Here is a 19,301-nt window from a genome sequence, read left to right on the forward strand (position 1 = left end):
ATGGAAGTAAAGAAATTAAATAAATACGATAAAGCTTATTTGCGAATCGCCAAAGAATGGAGTCTTTTATCGTACTGCAAACGTAAACAGGTCGGCGCCATTATCGTAAAAGACAGAATGATCATTTCTGACGGTTATAATGGAACACCATCCGGATTTGAAAATTGCTGTGAAGATGAAAACGGGTTAACGCGCTGGGACGTTTTGCATGCCGAAGCAAATGCAATCCTGAAAGTAGCCAGATCAACGCAGTCTTGCGAAGGCGCAACTCTTTACATCACACTTTCGCCTTGTAAAGAATGCAGCAAATTGATACATCAGTCGGGAATAAGAAGAGTGGTGTATCAGGACGGATACCGAGATGATTCCGGAATTCAGTTTTTAATAAAAGCGGGTGTCGAAGTACAACATATCCCTGTTTTAGAAGAGTAATGAAATTTAATCCAAAATATCTGCCAATTGTTATCGGGGCAACTCTAGCTCTCGGAATTGTGATGGGAAGTTTGTCAAGCGCTTCCGCAGATGATCAGCTTTTGGCTAAAAACTACTCCAAAACCAAGCTGAATAAACTGATTGATTTTATCAATACCGAATATGTTGACAGTGTCAATACCGATTCGATCGTAAATCTTACTGTCGATAATATCCTCTCAAAATTAGATCCGCATTCTGTATATATTCCGCCGAGCGAACAAGCCGAAGTTGCCGAAAGCATGAAAGGTGATTTCGTTGGAATCGGGATTAATTTTTATATGTATAAAGATTCTGTTGCGATTATAAAACCAGTCGAAAACGGACCCTCTGCGAAAGCAGGATTAAAATCCGGCGATAGAATTTTATACGCAGGAAAAACGAAATTATATGGAAGAAGATTACCTTCGGATAGTTTGTTTTCTAAATTAAAAGGAATCAAAGGTTCTGAAATTGAATTGACGGTTTTTAGAAGGTCAGAAGGAAAGAAGCTGAAATTTAAAATCAAACGTGATGTTATTCCTATAAAAAGTGTTGATGCTTCATTATTAATTGGAAACAATACGGGTTACATCAAAATAAACCGTTTTGCCGAAACGACTTTTAACGAATTCAAAACCGGATTAATGCGTTTAAAGCAAAAAGGAATTCAGTCCCTTGTAATTGATCTTCGAGATAATGGCGGAGGCTATATGGAAGAAGCTATTGCTATTGCTGATGAATTCCTGAAAGATAAACAGCTGATTGTTTTTACCAAAAATAAAAACGGAACAACCGAAAAAACATACGCTACGAAAGCAGGAAGTTTTGAAACTGGAAAAGTATACGTTTTAATTAATGAAAATAGCGCTTCTGCAAGTGAAATCCTGGCCGGAGCAATTCAGGACAGTGACCGTGGAACTATTGTTGGCCGTCGTTCTTTCGGGAAAGGTTTAGTGCAGCGCGAGATGGATTTTAACGACGGATCTGCAGTTCGTTTGACTGTTGCGAGATATTACACACCAACCGGAAGATCGATTCAAAAACCTTATAAAAAAGGAAACGAAGAATATTTTAAAGAATCAGAATCAAGAATCAATTCGGGTGAATTGTATGCAAAAGACAGCATAAAAGTAGCTGATTCCCTAAAATTTAAAACCCCAAAAGGTAAAATTGTTTACGGCGGCGGAGGAATTGTTCCGGATATTTTTGTTCCGATGGAAGCTGAGCATGGAAATGAGAATGTAGCCTATTTACTTCAAACCGGAATCGTTGGTCATTTTGTTTTTGAAGAATTAGACAAAGACCGAAATGCTTTTACAGGACTTAAATTCAATGAGTTTTTAGAAAAAATGAAAAACTCCGATGTTTATTTTAAAAAGTTTAAAAACTATATTTTAATGACAGGTTTAGATCTAAAATTAGATAAGACCAAAGCATTGGTAAATAGATATATTACTGCAGAATTTGCACGTCAGTTATATGGCGAAATGTATTATTATGATGTTATTTTAAAAGATGACGCCATGATAAAAACAGTTTTAAACCAGAAGAAATAATCTTTAAAACTCTAATTTGATGGAAAAAGATTTAGTTGTAAATGCCGAAATCGAACTTTTAACTGCGGTTAAAAATGCTGATGTTGACCTTTTGGAACAAATGCTTCATGATGATTTGCTTTTTAACATGCCAGACGGACAAACCATTACAAAGGAGTTTGATCTAAACGTTTATCGTTCCGGGATAATGAAAATTTATTCTCTTGAAGCTTCTGATCAAAATATTAATATAATTGATGATTCGGCTGTGGTTGCTGTTACCGTTTCATTAAAAGGGACTTACGACAATAATCCTGTCAGTGGCGTTTTTAAATACATCAGAGTCTGGAAGAAGTTTAATGATAATTTAAAAGTTATTGCCGGAAGCTGCATTCAGCTGGCATAAATTTTGTTTCAAAATTTAATAGTAACATAAAACAAAACTTAGCGAACTCTGCGTAATTCTTAGCGTACTTTGCGGTTAAATATTCAAAATATGAAAAATCTAAAAAAAATAAGTTTAGTTGTAGTTTTAATGACTTTTGTAATCTCTTGTACAACCATGAAAGATAATAATATTAAAACAATTTCCGGAAAAGTAGATTCTATTGAATCGGGAAAAGATGGTTACACAGCAAAAGTTAACACAGATACAAAAGAAGTATATTTTGCAACAATCAGCATTGTAAACGTTGGCGGACCTCAAAATTACAAACAATTAAAAATAGGGGATGTGGTGTCGTTAAAAGGAGAAATCTGGAAATCTGATGATGAGAACCATATTAAAGTAACGCAGATTGTTTCGGTGAAATAAAAATTTAATAATATTAGATGAAAAAACTTCTGATAGTTTTAGTCTTTTTTAGTTTTGGATGCTCTTCAAATAAAGAAGATATTAGGAGTGTTGAGTTAATTTGTTATAATTGGGATTTAAAATATCCTACAGAATCTTTTAAGGGAGAATTTTATATCCAACCAAAAATTTATTCTATTCTTAGTTTAAATGGAGAGAACCAAAGTTACATATGTGGATTTTCTCCAAATAAGAATGAGATTTATTTTAATTCGAAAATAGATGCTAGGCTAGTGACAGATTTAGTAAATTCTTTGTCGTCAATTGAAGAAAATAATACTCTTGTAGGTTTCTATAAACAGGATGGATGTATGGAAAGTTCTCCAATGTTTAGGTTGAAAGTTGTTTATGCTGATAAAAAAGAAAAGTTTTATCAATATAGTTTTCAAGAAAAGAATAAAATAGATTTGGCTATAAAGAAATTATATGTCGCTTTAAAAGTAAACCAGATTGAAGAAAATTATCAAAAGATGAAAGATACTCTCTCTTTTGCGAAAAAAAAGAAAGAATTGATACATTTTTCAATGCATGCAGATACTACGGCTTTGCCTCTGCCGGTATTACCTAGTTATAATAAAGTGCAATTTAAATAATAGATTTTATCTAATACTATCGTGTGCGTGAGTTTGTACGCCGTTATTCCATAAAGTGAGAATATCTGTGGCAACAGCGGCACCGCTTCCTGCAGCAATAGCAAGCTGACTTCTCCAACCGGCTAAAGTTCCAATCACATAAATACCTTCAGCAACTTTATGATCTTCATTTTTAAGCTGAATACGCTGTTTTTCCGGAAGTGCTTTTTTGTGTGGTTCAATATACTGCGTTAAGCCTTCAATATTAAAAGTATTGGCAGAACCAATTCCGACAACAATAATTTTTGTTTGGTAGGAGTTTTTATTTGTAGTAACAGTAAATTCAGGATAAGCTCCCTCTACTTTAATTACTTTTTCATTTTCAATTTGTTCAATATGCGGATAAGTTGCTGCTAAATCCTGAGTACTTTCTGTAAGCAATTCAGAACCCAGTTTTCCTGGTGTAATGCCATAAGCATTGTAGAAAATCGCTTCTTGTAAAGAAGAGTTTTTCTGATGTGTAAAAATTCCGATTTTTTTGTCGGTAACAAAAGCTTTGTTTTTAGCAGAACCCAGAACTAAGGCACAAGACATGCCCGATACGCCGCCGCCGATAATTAAAACGTCAAACATATATTATCTGCCGTTTGTTTTTTCTTCAATTCTTTTTGAAATTCTAAAAATCAAAAGAATCAATACCGCGCAAAACGAAGCTGCGATTCCAATAAAAGCTACCATACTATCTCCCTGAAAAGGATTTTTAAAGTCTAACAGCGTAATATTAAAAACAATTAAAGCTAATGCTAAAAGCACTAAGATTGAAGTGAAGATTTTCATATTGGTTGTTGTTTATAAAAATATCAAAGTAAAACTTTAATAAAATGTCTTAAAGTTGTATTTTATAATTTTAATGGGGGTAAAAGTATAAAAATAAATCTTAGACAAACAAACCTTTAACATTAGCGGCGAATAATTTAACAGCTATTGCTAGAAGTATTACTCCAAATGTCTTGCGGACCACGCCAAGTCCGTTTTCTCCTAGTAAATTTTCGATCTTTTTGGATGATTTCAAAACAACATATACCAATATAATATTAAGTAAAATTGCGATTATAATATTTATAGTATGAAATTGTGATCTAAGTGAAAGTAAAGTTGTCATAGTTCCCGCTCCTGCAATCAACGGAAATGCCAAAGGTACAATAGAAGCTGATCCTGGTTCTTCATCACGGTAAATACGAATTCCTAAAATCATTTCTAAAGCCAGGAAAAATAATACAAACGATCCTGCCACGGCAAATGAATGAACATCAATCCCGATTAAGTTTAGTAAACCTTCTCCAACAAAAAGAAATACAATCATAATTGCGCCGGCAACGATCGAAGCTTTTTCAGAATCGATATGTCCCACTTTTGCTCTTAAGTTTACGATAATCGGAATTGAACCTACAATGTCAATTACGGCAAAAAGTACCATACTTACTGTAATGATTTCTTTGAAGTCGATTTCTAACATATCTTTTTGATTTTAAGGGTTTAAAAACTGCTGCAAAAGTAGATAATAAAGTTAGGTGTTTTTTTGGTACAATGTATTTTTGTTATAAAAACATGGTTTAATGATTAAAAAAGTGATATTTGTAACAATTAATGTTTTTATTACAAGGTATCGCAAAGTTTCTACATAAAGATTCACAAAGTAAAAATTGTGAAAAGATTAAAAATGAAATATTCTTTGCGAATCTTTGCGGTCCCGATAGCTATCGGGATTGTGAATCTTTGTGGTAAATTTTTTATCTGCTTTGTTTGACTATCTTTGCACTTTATAAATAAGAGTATTTTAATATCATGTTTCAGTTAGGGAAAACTATTGTTTCAGAAGACATTCTGGAAAAAGAATTTGTGTGCAACTTGTCTGCCTGTAAAGGGGCTTGTTGTGTTGATGGAGATGCGGGTGCGCCTTTGAATGAGGCTGAAACTAAAATCTTAGAAGAAATTTATCCAAAAGTAAAACCTTTTTTAAGAAAAGAAGGAATTGAGGCAATCGAAGCACAAGGTGCCTGGGTAAAAGGAACGGATGGTGATCTTGAAACGCCGCTTATCGATAATAAAGATTGCGCCTATGTTATTTTTGATGGAAAAACAGCACTTTGCGGAATCGAGCAGGCTTATAATCAAGGAATCGTAGATTGGAAGAAACCAGTATCTTGTCATTTATATCCAATTCGTGTAAAAGACTTCACAGAATTTGCAGCCGTAAATTATGATCGATGGGATATTTGCGACGACGCCTGTTCTCTAGGAAAAGAATTAGAAGTTCCCGTTTACAAATTCGTAAAAGAAGCCTTGATTCGACGCTTTGGAGAAGACTGGTATCTGGAGCTTGAAAAAGTAGCCCAGGAACTTAAAAATTCGTAAGAACTTAAAGTGTAAAAAATACCTTTTTCGAAAGCTCTATTTTGCTTCAAAAAAATAAAGTTTTGACTCAAAAAAAACTTTTTAAAACTATTTAAAATTTCTTGCTTTTTATATTTAAAAGTCTATATTTTACGGGGCTTTAGAGTATAATTGAAATGTTTAATGTGTTTATTTTCAGTGAATTAATTATTGTCTGAAAAATTTTTCAATTTTTGGCCTTTGTTAAAAACTACAGCAAATTGTGAATAAGTTTGACTTTCATTTTTAGCTATAATTGACAATCTTTGTAGTCTACTGAATTAGTAAAGTTTCGGTATAAAAATTTAACAAAATTTGTCATGTCACAAGTAGAGCCAATCTTACAAGAAAATAAAAATCGTTTCGTTATTTTTCCTATCAAACACCATGATATTTGGGAATGGTATAAAAAAATGGAAGCTAGTTTCTGGACTGCTGAAGAAATCGATTTGCATCAGGACTTAACAGATTGGAATAATAAACTTAATGACGACGAAAAATATTTCATTAAACACATTTTAGCATTCTTTGCAGCTTCTGACGGAATCGTAAATGAAAACCTTGCTGAGAATTTTGTAAACGAAGTTCAGTACCCAGAAGCAAAGTTTTTCTATGGTTTCCAAATTATGATGGAGAATATTCACAGTGAGACTTATTCTTTATTAATTGATACTTATGTAAAAGATGATGCAGAAAAAGCAGAGTTGTTTAATGCTTTAGAAGTATTTCCTGCAATTGGTAAAAAAGCAGAATGGGCTTTAAAATGGATCGAGTCTGATTCATTTGCCGAAAGACTTATTGCTTTTGCTGCTGTTGAAGGAATCTTTTTTTCAGGTGCTTTCTGTTCAATTTATTGGTTAAAAAAACGTGGTTTAATGCCAGGTTTAACTTTCTCGAATGAGTTGATTTCTCGTGACGAAGGCGTACATTGTGATTTTGCGGTTCACCTGCATAATCACCATTTGGTAAACAAAGTACCAAAAGACAGAATCAAAGAAATTATTGTTGATGCATTAGATATCGAAAGACAGTTTGTGACTGAGTCTCTTCCGGTAAGTTTAATTGGTATGAACGCAGCTTTAATGACACAGTATTTAGAGTTCGTTGCCGACAGACTTTTGGTTGAATTAGGATGCGAGCGTGTATACGGATCAGCAAATCCATTCGATTTCATGGACATGATTTCTCTTCAGGGAAAAACTAATTTCTTTGAAAAACGTGTTGCCGAGTATCAAAAATCAGGTGTTATGAACACAGACAGCGATGCTCAAAAAATTTCATTTGACGCAGATTTTTAGAACAACAGCATTTTTTTAATTCGGGATAATTTTATCTAAAGCCCGAATTAATTTTTACAGAACATTTTAGGTTAAATCTCTATTACCCAAATCGGAGATTTAATAGCAATTTTAACGGCTTTTCGGTTTGATATTCAAATTGGGAAAGGACAACTATTGAGAATTCTGTAATTCTCGAAAAATAATTTAAAAACACGCAATGTTTAAGTGCTGGAATTCGTTTTCTAGTTACTTTCATTTATTCAATAACTTTAAAAAATAAGCTTATGTATGTAGTAAAAAGAGATGGACACAGAGAGCCTGTAATGTTTGACAAGATTACAGAAAGAATCAAAAAATTGTGTTACGGCCTGAATGAGCTTGTAGATCCGGTTAAGGTAGCGATGAGAGTTATCGAAGGATTGTATGATGGGGTTTCGACTTCAGAATTGGATAATCTTGCGGCAGAAACTGCTGCATCTATGACTATTGCACATCCTGATTATGCACAATTAGCGGCTCGTGTGGCGATTTCTAATTTACATTCTAATACAAAAAAATCTTTTTCAGAAACGATGAAAGATATGTATCACTACGTAAATCCAAGAAATGGTCAGGAAGCACCATTAATTGCAGATGATGTTTACAAAGTGATTCAGGAAAATGCTGCTTTTTTAGATTCTCATATTATTTATACAAGAGATTTTAATTACGATTACTTTGGGTTTAAAACTTTAGAACGTTCTTATCTTCTTAAAATAAACGGAAAAATCGTAGAGCGTCCGCAGCATATGTTAATGCGTGTTTCTGTTGGTATTCACTTAGACGATTTAAAATCGGTAATAGAAACTTACGATTTAATGTCTAAAAAGTTTTTTACGCACGCAACGCCAACATTGTTTAATGCAGGAACTCCAAAACCTCAAATGTCATCTTGTTTCCTTTTGGCAATGCAGGAAGATAGTATTGATGGTATTTATGATACATTAAAACAAACAGCTAAGATTTCTCAGTCAGCTGGAGGAATCGGACTTTCTATTCATAACGTACGTGCAACGGGATCTTATATTCGTGGTACAAACGGGACTTCAAACGGAATTGTTCCTATGTTACGTGTTTTCAATGACACCGCTCGTTACGTAGATCAGGGTGGAGGAAAACGTAAAGGAAGTTTTGCGATTTACATCGAAACCTGGCATGCTGATATTTTCGAATTCCTGGATTTAAAGAAAAATACAGGAAAAGAAGAAATGCGTGCTAGAGATTTATTCTTCGCGATGTGGACTTCAGATTTATTCATGAAACGTGTTCAGGAAGATTCAACTTGGACTTTAATGTGTCCTAACGAATGTCCTGGATTATATGATGTTTATGGAGAAGAATTCGAAGCATTGTATACGGATTATGAATTTAGAGGAAAAGGAAGAAAAACAATCCGCGCTCGTGAGTTATGGGAAAAAATCCTTGAATCTCAAATCGAAACCGGAACGCCATATATGTTGTATAAAGATGCAGCAAACCGTAAATCGAACCACAAGAATTTAGGAACAATCCGTTCTTCTAACTTGTGTACAGAGATTATGGAGTTTACATCTAAAGATGAAATTGCAGTTTGTAACTTAGCTTCTATCTCATTGCCAATGTTTATCGAAAACGGAAAATTTGATCACGAAGCACTTTACAATGTTACAAAACGTGTAACACGTAACCTTAATAAGGTAATCGACAGAAATTATTACCCAGTTCAAGAAGCCGAAAACTCAAACATGCGTCACCGTCCGGTTGGTTTAGGTGTGCAAGGTTTGGCAGATGCTTTTATTATGCTGCGTATGCCTTTTACAAGTGATGAAGCAAAACAATTAAATCAGGAGATTTTCGAAACATTATACTTCGCTGCTGTAACTGCTTCTATGGAAATGGCAAAAGAAGAAGGACCGTATTCAACTTTTGCTGGTTCGCCAATGTCACAAGGAGAATTTCAATACAATATGTGGGGATTAAAAGACGAAGAATTATCAGGACGCTGGGACTGGGCTTCTTTAAGAAAAGAAGTTATGGAACACGGAGTTCGTAACTCATTGTTAGTAGCGCCAATGCCAACGGCTTCTACTTCTCAAATCCTTGGAAACAACGAAGCTTTCGAACCGTATACATCAAACATTTACACACGTCGTGTATTGTCTGGAGAGTTCATCGTAGTAAACAAACATTTGTTAGAAGACTTAGTGAAATTAGGTTTATGGAATGAATCATTGAAACAGGAAATTATGCGTCATAACGGATCTGTTCAAAATATTGATATTATTCCGCAAGATTTAAAAGATCTTTACAAAACCGTTTGGGAAATGTCGATGAAAGATATTATCGATATGTCTCGTCAAAGAGGATATTTCATTGACCAATCTCAATCGTTGAACTTGTTCATGCAAGATGCTAACTATTCTAAACTAACGTCAATGCATTTCTACGCTTGGCAGTCTGGTTTAAAAACTGGTATGTACTACCTAAGAACAAAAGCGGCTGTAGATGCGATTAAATTCACATTAAACAACGATAAAAAACAAGAGGCGGTACCATCATTAGTTCAGGAAACTGAATCTATAAGTGTTGAGGATTACAAAGCAATGCTTTTAAAAGCACAAGCGGCAGATCCTGAAGATTGTGAAATGTGTGGAAGTTAATTTTAGAATTTAGATTTAAGATTTAAGATTTTAGAATTTTAATTATATGAAAAGCAGTTATTGTAATGATAGCTGCTTTTTTAATATAAATATTTATGGCAAAAGTAATAATGGAGAGTTGGAGAGAAGGTATTAAAATGGTATCTCTAACTAAATTACAACATGAAAAGCTTGGTTTGTCTTTGCTTGAATCTAAAACAAATGCTGATATGCTTTTAGAAGATCAGATAATAATTTTAGAAATTGAAGATGAAAGTGTGGCTCTAGAATTTCTTGAAGAAGCGGATAGATTTGGTGTAAATTGTAGACTTTTAAGTTAATTAATTTGATTAAATTTGTAACATTGATAATACTAGTAATACTGATAATATGCAAATCAAAAACCTATCTAAGTATAGTAATGCTGAAAAAATTGTTTTAGCAGAGCAGTTGTGGGACAGTGTTTCTAAAGATGATTTAGAAATTTCTGATGACGTAAAAAGGGAATTAGATATTCGTATACAAAATTTAGAAGAAGGAAAAACAGAATTATATTCTTGGGATGAGGTTAAAGCTCATTTAAAATCTTTGCGATAAGTGTATAAACTTCATTTTGTAAAAGAAGCTTTATTTGATATTGAGGATATTGTTCTTTGGTATGAAGAACAAAGAATTGGGCTTTCTTACGATTTTGAACTTTGTTTGGAAGCGGGAATTGATTCTATTTCAAGAAATCCTGATTTATTTCAAAAAAAGTATAAAAACATAAGAATGCATTTCATTTCAAGATTTCCTTATGGAATCCACTATCGAGTAGAAAAAGATCAAATAATCGTAATTGGTATTTTTCATACTTCTCGATCTCCTAAAAATTGGTCGAAAAGATTAAAGTTGTAAAAAAAACTTAGGACCTTAGTATCTCAGAATCTCAGAACCTTTCAAAAAAAACAATTATAAATATCTCATTTTAAGCCGATTTTTTTATATTATCATACAAAACCTGCTAAATTTGTTAAGAAATCCTTTTTTGTTTCATAAAATGCAATCTTTTTTTTGGTGCACTAAAAATAATTTATACATTCGCAGAGAATTTAAAACAAAACACAAACAAAATGGCAAGTAACCGTTTTTATTTTAGCAACAATTTTTATTTCTTCTTTAGTAGAAGTCAGGATTGTGCTATGGTTATTTGAGAAAAATTTTAAGACAAATAAAACTAATATACAATCCTGATGCAAATCAGGATTTTTTTTTGACTATATGACAACGAAAATTGCAATACAAGGTATAAAAGGTTCATTTCATCATCAGGTTGTGAAGGAGTATTTCTCTGAAAATGTGGATATTGATGAATGTTTGTCTTTTGAAGAATTGATCGATAGCCTTATTGCCGGAAAATCTGATCAGGCCGTTATGGCGATCGAAAATTCAATTGCAGGGCCAATTATTCCGAATTATGCTTTGATTGACAAGAATAATTTACACATTATTGGAGAGCATTATTTAAACATTCAGCAGAATTTAATGGCCCTAAGGGGTCAGAAAATTGAGGATATAAAAGAAGTTCATTCGCACCCAATGGCACTTTTGCAGTGTATGGATTTCCTGAAACAATATCCAAATATTAAATTGATTGAGGATAAAGATACAGCCGAAACAGCAAGAAGAATTCAGGAAAAACAATTAACCGGAATTGCTGCAATTGCAAGTGTAACAGCTTCTGAAATGTACGATCTTGATATTATCGCGTCATCGATTCAAACGATCAAAAACAATATGACGCGTTTCGTAATCATTAAAAAGCAAAATTCATTTTTGCCGGAAAGCGAAATCAACAGAGCGTCAATCAAATTTGAATTGGATCATAAAAGAGGAAGCTTAGCGGCGGTTTTGAATGTAATGAGCGATTGCAAACTGAATTTGACCAAAATCCAGTCGCTTCCAAAAATTGAAACACCTTGGAAATATTCATTCTTCGTAGATGTAACATTCGAGAAATACGAGGATTTTGCAAAAGCCAAAACGTTATTAAACATTATGGCAGAATATTTCAAAGTGTTGGGAGAATATAAAAATACTAGACCTTAAGTCTTAAAGTTGAAAAGTCAAAAGTCTTAAAGTCAAAAATAGAAAGTTAAAAAAGAGCCTAAGCCTAAAGCTTACGGCCTAAAGTAAATAAAAACAATGATTACAACAGCAAAACGATTAGACACAGTTGAAGAATACTACTTCTCATCAAAATTAAGAGAAGTTCGTCAGTTGATGTCTGAAGGAAAACCGATCATCAACATGGGAATTGGAAGTCCAGATTTGAGTCCGTCAAAAGCAGTAATTGAAGCAGTCGCTGCAGCAATTCAAGACGAAAACGGACATGGCTATCAAAGCTATCAGGGATTACCGGAAATGAGACAGGCGATGGCGGATTTTTATCGTGATCAGTTTGGTGTTGAAGTGAATCCGAATAATGAAATTTTACCTCTTATGGGTTCAAAAGAAGGAATTATGCACATTTCGTTAGCATTTTTAAATGAAGGCGATCACGTTTTGATTCCGAATCCGGGTTATCCAACTTATACTTCGGTAACCAATTTGGTTCAGGCAGTTCCGGTTTATTATGATCTAAAAGAAGAAAATGGATGGGAACCGGATTTTGAAGCTTTAGAAAAATTAGATCTTTCGAAAGTAAAAATTATGTGGTTGGGTTATCCGCATATGCCAACAGGAGCGAGAGGAAGTTTAGCGTTATTTGAAAAATTGGTTGCTTTTGCTAAAAAACACAATATATTATTGATCAACGACAATCCGTATAGTTTTGTTTTGAATGATAATCCGATGAGTTTATTGCAAGTTGAAGGTGCGAAAGATGTGGCTTTAGAATTGAATTCACTTAGCAAAACCTTCAACATGGCGGGCTGGAGAGTCGGAATGGTTTTAGGAAATCCTGAAATTATCGATGCAGTTCTAAAAGTAAAAAGCAACATGGACAGCGGAATGTATTACGGAATTCAAAAAGGTGCCATTGCAGCTTTGAAATGTGATAAATCCTGGTTCGAAGACCAAAACAAAATTTACAGACGCCGAAGAGAATTAACAGAGAAACTAGCAGAAAAGCTAAACTGTAAAGTATATAAAGAAGGAGTTGGGCTTTTTGTTTGGGCAAAACTTCCAGAAGGAATTGAATCAGCAGAAAAGTTCATTGACGAAATATTATATGAGAAACATATTTTCATTACACCGGGAACAATCTTCGGAAGTAATGGTGAAGGATATATCAGATTCTCATTATGTGTGAAAGAAGAAAAAGTACAAGAAGCGATAGATCGATTTTAGATTTCAGACTTGCGAACCTTGCGTAAATCCTTTGCGAACTTTGCGGTTAAATAAGGTTGGAATTTGGAATTTTAAAGTTAGAAATAAAAAGAGTATGAAAGTATACGTAATAGGAATAGGGTTAATAGGCGGTTCGATGGTGTTAGACATCAAAGGACGTTATCCTGATGCGACTATTTTAGGAATCGATAGTAAAGAACAGCATTTGCAGCAGGCAATTGATTTGGGAGTTATCGACGAAGCAGGAAGTTTTGAAGATTTACAAAAAGCCGATTTTGTAATTGTTTCGGTTCCGGTAGATGTAGCATTGACGCTTCTGCCAAAAGTTCTGGATTTAGTTGGAGATAAAACAATTGTTTTTGAAGTAGGATCTACTAAAAAACCAATTTGCGAAGCAGTAGCCAATCACCCGAAAAGAAGAAATTTTATTGCCACGCATCCAATTGCAGGAACAGAATTTTCGGGGCCATCGGCAGCAATAAGAGGTTTGTTCCAAGGAAAGACAAACATTATATGTGAAGTCGAAAAGACTGCTTTTAAATTACAGGAAAAAGCATTAAATCTTTTTACTTCAATCGGAATGAGGATTCGATATATGGACCCGACTTCTCACGATAAACACATTGCTTACGTTTCGCATTTATCGCACATTAGTTCGTTTATGCTCGGAAAAACAGTGATGAATAAAGAAAAAGACGAACAGGATATTTTTGATATGGCGGGAAGTGGATTTGAAAGTACTGTTCGTTTGGCAAAAAGTTCACCAGCGATGTGGACACCAATTTTTAAGCAGAATAAAGAACATGTTTTGGAAACTTTAGAAGCTTATATCTCAAACCTGAGTCGGTTTAGAGATTTGTTGAAAGAAGAAGATTATAATGCCATTTTTGAAGAAATGGAAAGCACAAATAAAATTAAAGAGATATTAAACGGATTAACAATTAAAAAGTAAACTATAAAACAATGGAAAATAAAAAAGAAATGAGAAAGTGGTTAGAAGATTTCAATTTAAATCACCCACTTGTGATAGCTGGACCATGTAGTGCAGAAACTGAAGATCAGGTATTGAAAATTGCTCATGAATTAAAAGATTCAAAAGTTAGTGTTTTCAGAGCAGGAATCTGGAAACCAAGAACGCGTCCGGGAGGATTTGAAGGTGTTGGTGAAATCGGATTAAAATGGTTACAAAAAGCAAAAGCTGAAACTGGTTTGTTAATGGGAACTGAAGTTGCTACTGCAGCTCACTGTAAACTGGCTTTAGAACACGATATCGACGTATTATGGGTTGGTGCACGTACAACAGCAAACCCTTTCGCAGTTCAGGAAATTGCTGATACATTAAAAGGAACTGATAAAATTGTTTTGGTAAAAAACCCAGTAAACCCGGATTTAGCTTTATGGTTAGGTGGTGTTGAGCGTTTACACATGGCTGGAATTGAGAAATTAGGTGTTATTCACAGAGGTTTTTCTACTTACGAAAAAACAAAATACAGAAACATTCCAGAATGGCAGATTGCTATCGAATTACAAAACAAATTCCCTGATTTACCATTAATCATCGATCCATCTCACATTACAGGAAACCGTAATATGATTTTTGAAGTAACTCAAGAGGCTTTAGATTTGAACTACGATGGTATGATTATCGAAACGCACTACGATCCAGACAACGCTTGGTCAGATGCTGCGCAGCAAGTAACTCCAGATTCTTTGAAACAAATCATCAAAGATTTGACAATCAGAAAAACGGATGATACTACAGATGAATACAGTCAGAAAATGAAAAAACTAAGAGCTAACATCGACGTTCTTGATGCTAACTTATTAGAACTTTTAGGAAAACGTATGAAAGTAGCTGATGAAATTGGTCAGGTGAAAAAAGATGCAAACGTTGCGATTCTTCAAAACAACCGTTGGAACGAAATCTTAGGAAAAATGATTCTTGAAGGTGAGAAAAAAGGTCTTACTGAAGAGTTCGTTTTAAGAATGTTCAAAGCTATTCACCAGGAAAGTATTGGTCACCAAGAGAAAATTTTCAACGCATAATTTTCTTTTCAAACATATAAGTGATATAAGATAATTTAAGTTTTATGAAATAGTATTTCAAAATTTTCTTATAGCATTATTTGAAAATAGATTGTTTTTTAAAAATCCCTATTACTTTGAAAGAAGCGATGGGGATTTTTGTTTTTAAAACATAGCCCAAGGTTTCAACCTTGGGAACGCAATCTCTATCCCAATCTTTATCTCTCAAGGTTGAAACCTTGGGCTATGTTTAAAATTATTCATTTATCTTTGCAGGGATTTAGGCTAAAAACTAAAATCAGAAATCTAAAATCAACAATTTGAATTGAATGACAGGAACCGTTTATAAATCTACAGGAAGCTGGTATACCGTAAAATCTGAAAAAGGCGATTTTGTGGAATGCCGTATGAAAGGGAAATTTAGAATAAAAGGGATAAAAAGTACCAACCCAATTGCTGTAGGCGATATAGTCGATTATGAATTAGACGAAACTTCAGATGCCGTTACGGGAACAATTCATAATATTCATGAACGAAAAAACTATATCGTTCGTAAATCGGTTAACTTGTCTAAACAGATTCATATTATTGCTTCCAATATTGACCAGGTTTTCTTGTTGATCACAATTGATAATCCGCCAACAACAACCAGTTTTATAGATCGTTTTCTGGTTACTGCCGAAGCATACGGAATTGAAGCGGTTTTGATTTTTAATAAAATCGACACTTTAAACGATCAAACATTAGACGATCAACTTTATCTCCAGCATATTTATACCGAAATTGGATATAAATGTCTCCGAATTTCCTCAACAGAAAACAAAGGAATTGACAAGCTGAAAGAAATGATGATTGGCAAAGTAAGCATGTTTTCCGGACATTCCGGAGTTGGAAAATCAACTTTGGTTAATGCATTAGAACCAAGCCTTCATTTGAAAACTTCCGTAATTTCAGAACAAAGCAAGCAAGGTCAGCATACAACCACTTTTGCTGAAATGTATGATTTGTCTTTTAATGCCCGAATTATAGATACACCAGGAATTAAAGGTTTTGGAATTGTAGATATGGAACCTTCAGAAATCAGTGGCTATTTTCCAGAATTTTTTAGATTAAAAGATCAATGTAAGTTTAACAATTGCTTACACAAAGAAGAACCACATTGTGCCATAAAAGCAGCTTTAGAAAAAGACGAAATTGCCTGGTCCCGTTACAATAGTTATCTTAAAATACTCGAAGGCGATGAAGAACATTACCGTACGGATATATATGGCGAAGATCGTGCAGCGAGTGATGAAACGCGCAAATAATTGTGAATTTTGAATGGTAAATTGTGAATTATGGCAGATAATATAATTAAAACAAAGTCGTTTAATTTTGCATTGCGTATAATTAAGCTTTTTCAATTTTTAAAAGAAGAAAAGAAAGAATTTGTTCTGAGCAAACAATTACTTCGAAGCGGAACAGCTATTGGTGCATTAGTAAGAGAATCAGAACAGGCAGAAAGCAAAAAAGACTTTATACATAAACTTGCAATTGCACAAAAAGAAGCAAATGAAACAGATTATTGGTTGGAACTGCTTTTTCAATCAAATTATTTAAATGAGAGTCAATATCAATCTATAAAGACTGACATTGTAGAAATAAATAAAATCTTAGCTTCAATAATTATTACTTCTAAACAAAAGCTAAGTACAATATAATTCACAATTTACCATTCACAATTCACAATTTCTATGAAAGTTGTACTTCAAAGAGTTTCTGAGGCATCTGTAACAGTTGACAATAAAAAAACAGCAGATATTCAAAAAGGTTTATTGGTTTTAGTCGGAATTGAAGATGCCGATACTCAGGAAGACATTGATTGGCTTGCTGGAAAAATTATAAAAATGAGAATTTTTGGAGACGAAAATGATGTTATGAACTGCTCGGTTCAGGATATTGATGGCGAAATTATTGTAGTTAGCCAATTTACGCTTCATGCTTCTACAAAAAAAGGAAATCGTCCTTCTTATATAAAAGCTGCCAAACCAGAATTTGCGATTCCAATGTACGAAAACTTTGTAAAAACTTTAGAAAAAGAGTTTGGTAAAAAAGTACAAACTGGAATTTTTGGCGCCGATATGAAAGTAAATCTCTTAAATGACGGTCCAGTTACGATAGTTATGGATAGTAAAAATAAAGAGTAAAAAATTAAACTCAACAAATGTTAAGAATTTCTAAAAATGATATATATTTGGCGAAATTACTAACCAATGAAATGCACCTTTTACGGGATATTTTTTTTCTTATTTTCCCTTATTTCTTCTGCTCAGAAAATAGATTATTCTGCACTTACTATTCCTGATAGTCTTAAAGAAAATGCCAATGCTGTAGTTCGATTATATCAAACAGACATCGTTATCTCGTCTCAACGAAACATGACAATTAAAACCAATAGAGTTGTAACCGTTCTAAACGAAAAAGGAGCAAGAGCGGTTAATGCTGTGGAAAATTATAGTAAAAAAACTTCTGTAAACAATATCGAAGCAACCATTTATGATGCATTTGGAAAAGAAATTAAGAAAATTAAAAGAAAAGATTTTAAAGATGTAAGTGCAGCAGATGGAGCTACTCTAGCTTCAGAAGGCAGATACATTTATTTAGAATATACGCCAATATCTTATCCATATACAATAGTCTACAATAGTGAAATTGAAACTTCAAATACTGCATTTATTCCAAGATGGATGCCTTTAAATGGGTATTATGTCAGCGTAGAAAAATCTATTTTAAATGTCACTTACCCAGAAAATTTAGGATTTAAAAAGAAAGAACTTCAGTTTTCAAATTTTAAAATAAAAAAAACAATCGATACGAATACACAGCTTTCGTATATAGCAACAAATATATTAGCTCAGAAATACGAAGATTTAAGTCCGTCTTATGTAGATCTTTTTCCAAAGGTTTTAATGGGAATGGAACTTTTTCATTTAGAAGGAGTTGATGGTACTGCTAAAGATTGGGTTGATTTTGGGAAATGGTATTCTGAAAAAATATTATCCGGAACAACTGATTTACCAGAAGAAACGAAAACCAAAATAAAATCTATTGTCGGGAATGAAAAAGATCCAATAAAGAAAGCTAAAATAGTTTATGATTTTGTACAAAAAAAATCGAGATATGTTAGTATTCAGATCGGTATTGGAGGATGGAAACCAATGCTTGCAACTGATGTAGATCGTTTAGGTTATGGGGATTGTAAGGCGTTGACTAATTATACAAAGGCACTTTTAAGCGCAGTTGATGTACCATCTTATAATACTATTTTATATGGTGATGAATATAAAATGGATATAGCATCTGATTTTGTTTCGATGCAGGGAAATCATATGATCTTATCTATTCCTAATGGTGATAACTATACATGGTTAGAATGTACAAGTCAAGATGATCCTTTTGGCTATCAGGGAACTTTTACGGATGATCGTGATGTTCTGGTTATTAAACCAGAAGGGGGAGAAATTGTTCGAACTAAAATTTACGATGATAAAGAAAATACTCAGGATAGTAAAGGAACTTATACCGTTGATGAGATTGGAAATTTTACAGGAGTATTAAAAATAGCATCACAAGGCAGTCAATATGCTTCTAAAACTCTGGTAGAAACTATGCAGCCAAATGAAAAAGAAAAACATTACAAAGAGTATTGGGATAATATAAATAATTTAAAATTAGGTAAAATAACTTTTACTAATGATAAAGAAAACATTCGTTTTGTTGAAGATGTTCAGGTTAGCGCGTCAAATTACGGTACGCTTTCAGGAAACAAAATGATTTTTGCTGTCGATGCATTTAATCAAAATTCTGAAAATGTCAAACGAATTAGAAACCGTAAAAATCCATTTCAAATTCAACGAGGATATTTAGATACAGATGAAATTGAGATAAATCTTCCTGCAGGTTTTTCAATCGAATTTCTGCCATCAAATTTTGAGGTAAAAGGAAAATTTGGAGAATATAAAACCGAAATCATTAAAAAAGACAATAACAAATTAATTTATAAGCGTTCGATGTTTTTAAACAAAGGAAAATACTCAAATAAAGAATACGATGAATACCGTTTGTTTATGGAACAAGTGTCAAGAAATGACAATGCCAAAATCATATTAAACAAAAACTAACCA

22 protein-coding genes are annotated in these 19,301 nt (G+C 33.3%); 19 read left to right on the forward strand and 3 right to left on the reverse strand.

Annotation, left to right across the window (positions count from 1 at the left end; translation table 11 throughout):
* The 5 genes from BUC29_RS10130 to BUC29_RS10150 all read left to right on the forward strand — a co-directional run bounded on the left by BUC29_RS10130 (position 1) and on the right by BUC29_RS10150 (position 3,434).
* The gene (locus tag BUC29_RS10130; RefSeq protein WP_073415862.1) at positions 1-432 is read left to right on the forward strand and encodes a deoxycytidylate deaminase; all 432 of its coding nucleotides are present in this window, start codon (positions 1-3) and stop codon (positions 430-432) included.
* Positions 432-2,009: a S41 family peptidase gene (locus BUC29_RS10135; RefSeq protein ID WP_073415865.1), complete on the forward strand. Its 1,578-nt coding sequence runs from the start codon at positions 432-434 to the stop codon at positions 2,007-2,009. Before BUC29_RS10130 ends, BUC29_RS10135 begins: the two co-directional genes overlap by 1 nt.
* Positions 2,010-2,028: 19 nt before the next feature.
* Entirely contained in the window at positions 2,029-2,394 is a 366-nt protein-coding gene (locus BUC29_RS10140; RefSeq protein WP_073415868.1) for a nuclear transport factor 2 family protein, read from the forward strand.
* Positions 2,395-2,484: 90 nt separating this feature from the next.
* Positions 2,485-2,802: a hypothetical protein gene (locus BUC29_RS10145; RefSeq protein WP_073415871.1), complete on the forward strand. Its 318-nt coding sequence runs from the start codon at positions 2,485-2,487 to the stop codon at positions 2,800-2,802.
* A gap of 17 nt (positions 2,803-2,819) precedes the next feature.
* Positions 2,820-3,434, forward strand: coding sequence for a hypothetical protein (locus BUC29_RS10150; protein ID WP_073415873.1), 615 nt, complete (start codon positions 2,820-2,822; stop codon positions 3,432-3,434).
* Positions 3,435-3,440: 6 nt separating this feature from the next.
* On the opposite strand, the gene BUC29_RS10155 is transcribed toward BUC29_RS10150, so the two are convergent.
* The 3 genes from BUC29_RS10155 to BUC29_RS10165 form a co-directional block, all read right to left on the reverse strand.
* Complete coding sequence (locus BUC29_RS10155; protein WP_073415875.1) at positions 3,441-4,046, reverse strand: FAD-dependent oxidoreductase; 606 nt, start codon at positions 4,044-4,046, stop codon at positions 3,441-3,443.
* A 3-nt stretch (positions 4,047-4,049) separates the two neighbouring features.
* On the reverse strand, positions 4,050-4,250 hold the full coding sequence (locus BUC29_RS10160) for a hypothetical protein (RefSeq protein WP_026728410.1): 201 nt from the start codon (positions 4,248-4,250) through the stop codon (positions 4,050-4,052).
* A gap of 100 nt (positions 4,251-4,350) precedes the next feature.
* Positions 4,351-4,929, reverse strand: a complete 579-nt coding sequence (locus BUC29_RS10165; RefSeq protein ID WP_073415877.1) for a MarC family protein — start codon at positions 4,927-4,929, stop codon at positions 4,351-4,353.
* A 329-nt stretch (positions 4,930-5,258) separates the two neighbouring features.
* Between BUC29_RS10165 and BUC29_RS10170 the strand changes: the two genes are divergently transcribed.
* The 14 genes from BUC29_RS10170 (at position 5,259) to BUC29_RS10235 (ending at position 19,298) form a co-directional block, all read left to right on the forward strand.
* Positions 5,259-5,828 carry a DUF3109 family protein gene (locus BUC29_RS10170; protein WP_073415879.1) on the forward strand — a complete coding sequence of 190 codons (570 nt, stop codon included), beginning with the start codon at positions 5,259-5,261 and terminating at the stop codon, positions 5,826-5,828.
* 338 nt (positions 5,829-6,166) lie between these two features.
* Positions 6,167-7,144: a ribonucleotide-diphosphate reductase subunit beta gene (locus BUC29_RS10175; RefSeq protein ID WP_073415881.1), complete on the forward strand. Its 978-nt coding sequence runs from the start codon at positions 6,167-6,169 to the stop codon at positions 7,142-7,144.
* 266 nt (positions 7,145-7,410) lie between these two features.
* Positions 7,411-9,804, forward strand: coding sequence for a ribonucleoside-diphosphate reductase subunit alpha (locus BUC29_RS10180; RefSeq protein ID WP_073415883.1), 2,394 nt, complete (start codon positions 7,411-7,413; stop codon positions 9,802-9,804).
* 95 nt (positions 9,805-9,899) lie between these two features.
* Positions 9,900-10,124, forward strand: coding sequence for a hypothetical protein (locus BUC29_RS10185; protein WP_073415885.1), 225 nt, complete (start codon positions 9,900-9,902; stop codon positions 10,122-10,124).
* Positions 10,125-10,173: 49 nt separating this feature from the next.
* Positions 10,174-10,380 carry an addiction module protein gene (locus BUC29_RS10190; RefSeq protein WP_073415887.1) on the forward strand — a complete coding sequence of 69 codons (207 nt, stop codon included), beginning with the start codon at positions 10,174-10,176 and terminating at the stop codon, positions 10,378-10,380.
* Positions 10,381-10,680, forward strand: coding sequence for a type II toxin-antitoxin system RelE/ParE family toxin (locus tag BUC29_RS10195; protein WP_073415889.1), 300 nt, complete (start codon positions 10,381-10,383; stop codon positions 10,678-10,680).
* A gap of 363 nt (positions 10,681-11,043) precedes the next feature.
* Complete coding sequence (locus BUC29_RS10200; RefSeq protein WP_073415891.1) at positions 11,044-11,871, forward strand: prephenate dehydratase; 828 nt, start codon at positions 11,044-11,046, stop codon at positions 11,869-11,871.
* A gap of 96 nt (positions 11,872-11,967) precedes the next feature.
* Complete coding sequence (locus BUC29_RS10205) at positions 11,968-13,113, forward strand: pyridoxal phosphate-dependent aminotransferase (protein ID WP_066033460.1); 1,146 nt, start codon at positions 11,968-11,970, stop codon at positions 13,111-13,113.
* Between the two features lie 94 nt (positions 13,114-13,207).
* The gene (locus BUC29_RS10210) at positions 13,208-14,065 is read left to right on the forward strand and encodes a prephenate dehydrogenase (protein ID WP_073415893.1); all 858 of its coding nucleotides are present in this window, start codon (positions 13,208-13,210) and stop codon (positions 14,063-14,065) included.
* A gap of 11 nt (positions 14,066-14,076) precedes the next feature.
* Positions 14,077-15,159, forward strand: coding sequence for a bifunctional 3-deoxy-7-phosphoheptulonate synthase/chorismate mutase type II (locus BUC29_RS10215; protein WP_073415895.1), 1,083 nt, complete (start codon positions 14,077-14,079; stop codon positions 15,157-15,159).
* 308 nt (positions 15,160-15,467) lie between these two features.
* Positions 15,468-16,445, forward strand: coding sequence for a ribosome small subunit-dependent GTPase A (gene rsgA / locus BUC29_RS10220; RefSeq protein ID WP_073415897.1), 978 nt, complete (start codon positions 15,468-15,470; stop codon positions 16,443-16,445).
* 30 nt (positions 16,446-16,475) lie between these two features.
* Entirely contained in the window at positions 16,476-16,838 is a 363-nt protein-coding gene (locus BUC29_RS10225; protein WP_073415899.1) for a four helix bundle protein, read from the forward strand.
* A 33-nt stretch (positions 16,839-16,871) separates the two neighbouring features.
* On the forward strand, positions 16,872-17,324 hold the full coding sequence (gene dtd / locus BUC29_RS10230; protein ID WP_073415901.1) for a D-aminoacyl-tRNA deacylase: 453 nt from the start codon (positions 16,872-16,874) through the stop codon (positions 17,322-17,324).
* A gap of 66 nt (positions 17,325-17,390) precedes the next feature.
* Positions 17,391-19,298, forward strand: a complete 1,908-nt coding sequence (locus BUC29_RS10235; protein ID WP_073415904.1) for a DUF3857 domain-containing protein — start codon at positions 17,391-17,393, stop codon at positions 19,296-19,298.
* Positions 19,299-19,301 lie beyond the last annotated feature (3 nt).

The organism is Flavobacterium defluvii (assembly GCF_900129555.1).
GTDB lineage: Bacteria > Bacteroidota > Bacteroidia > Flavobacteriales > Flavobacteriaceae > Flavobacterium > Flavobacterium defluvii.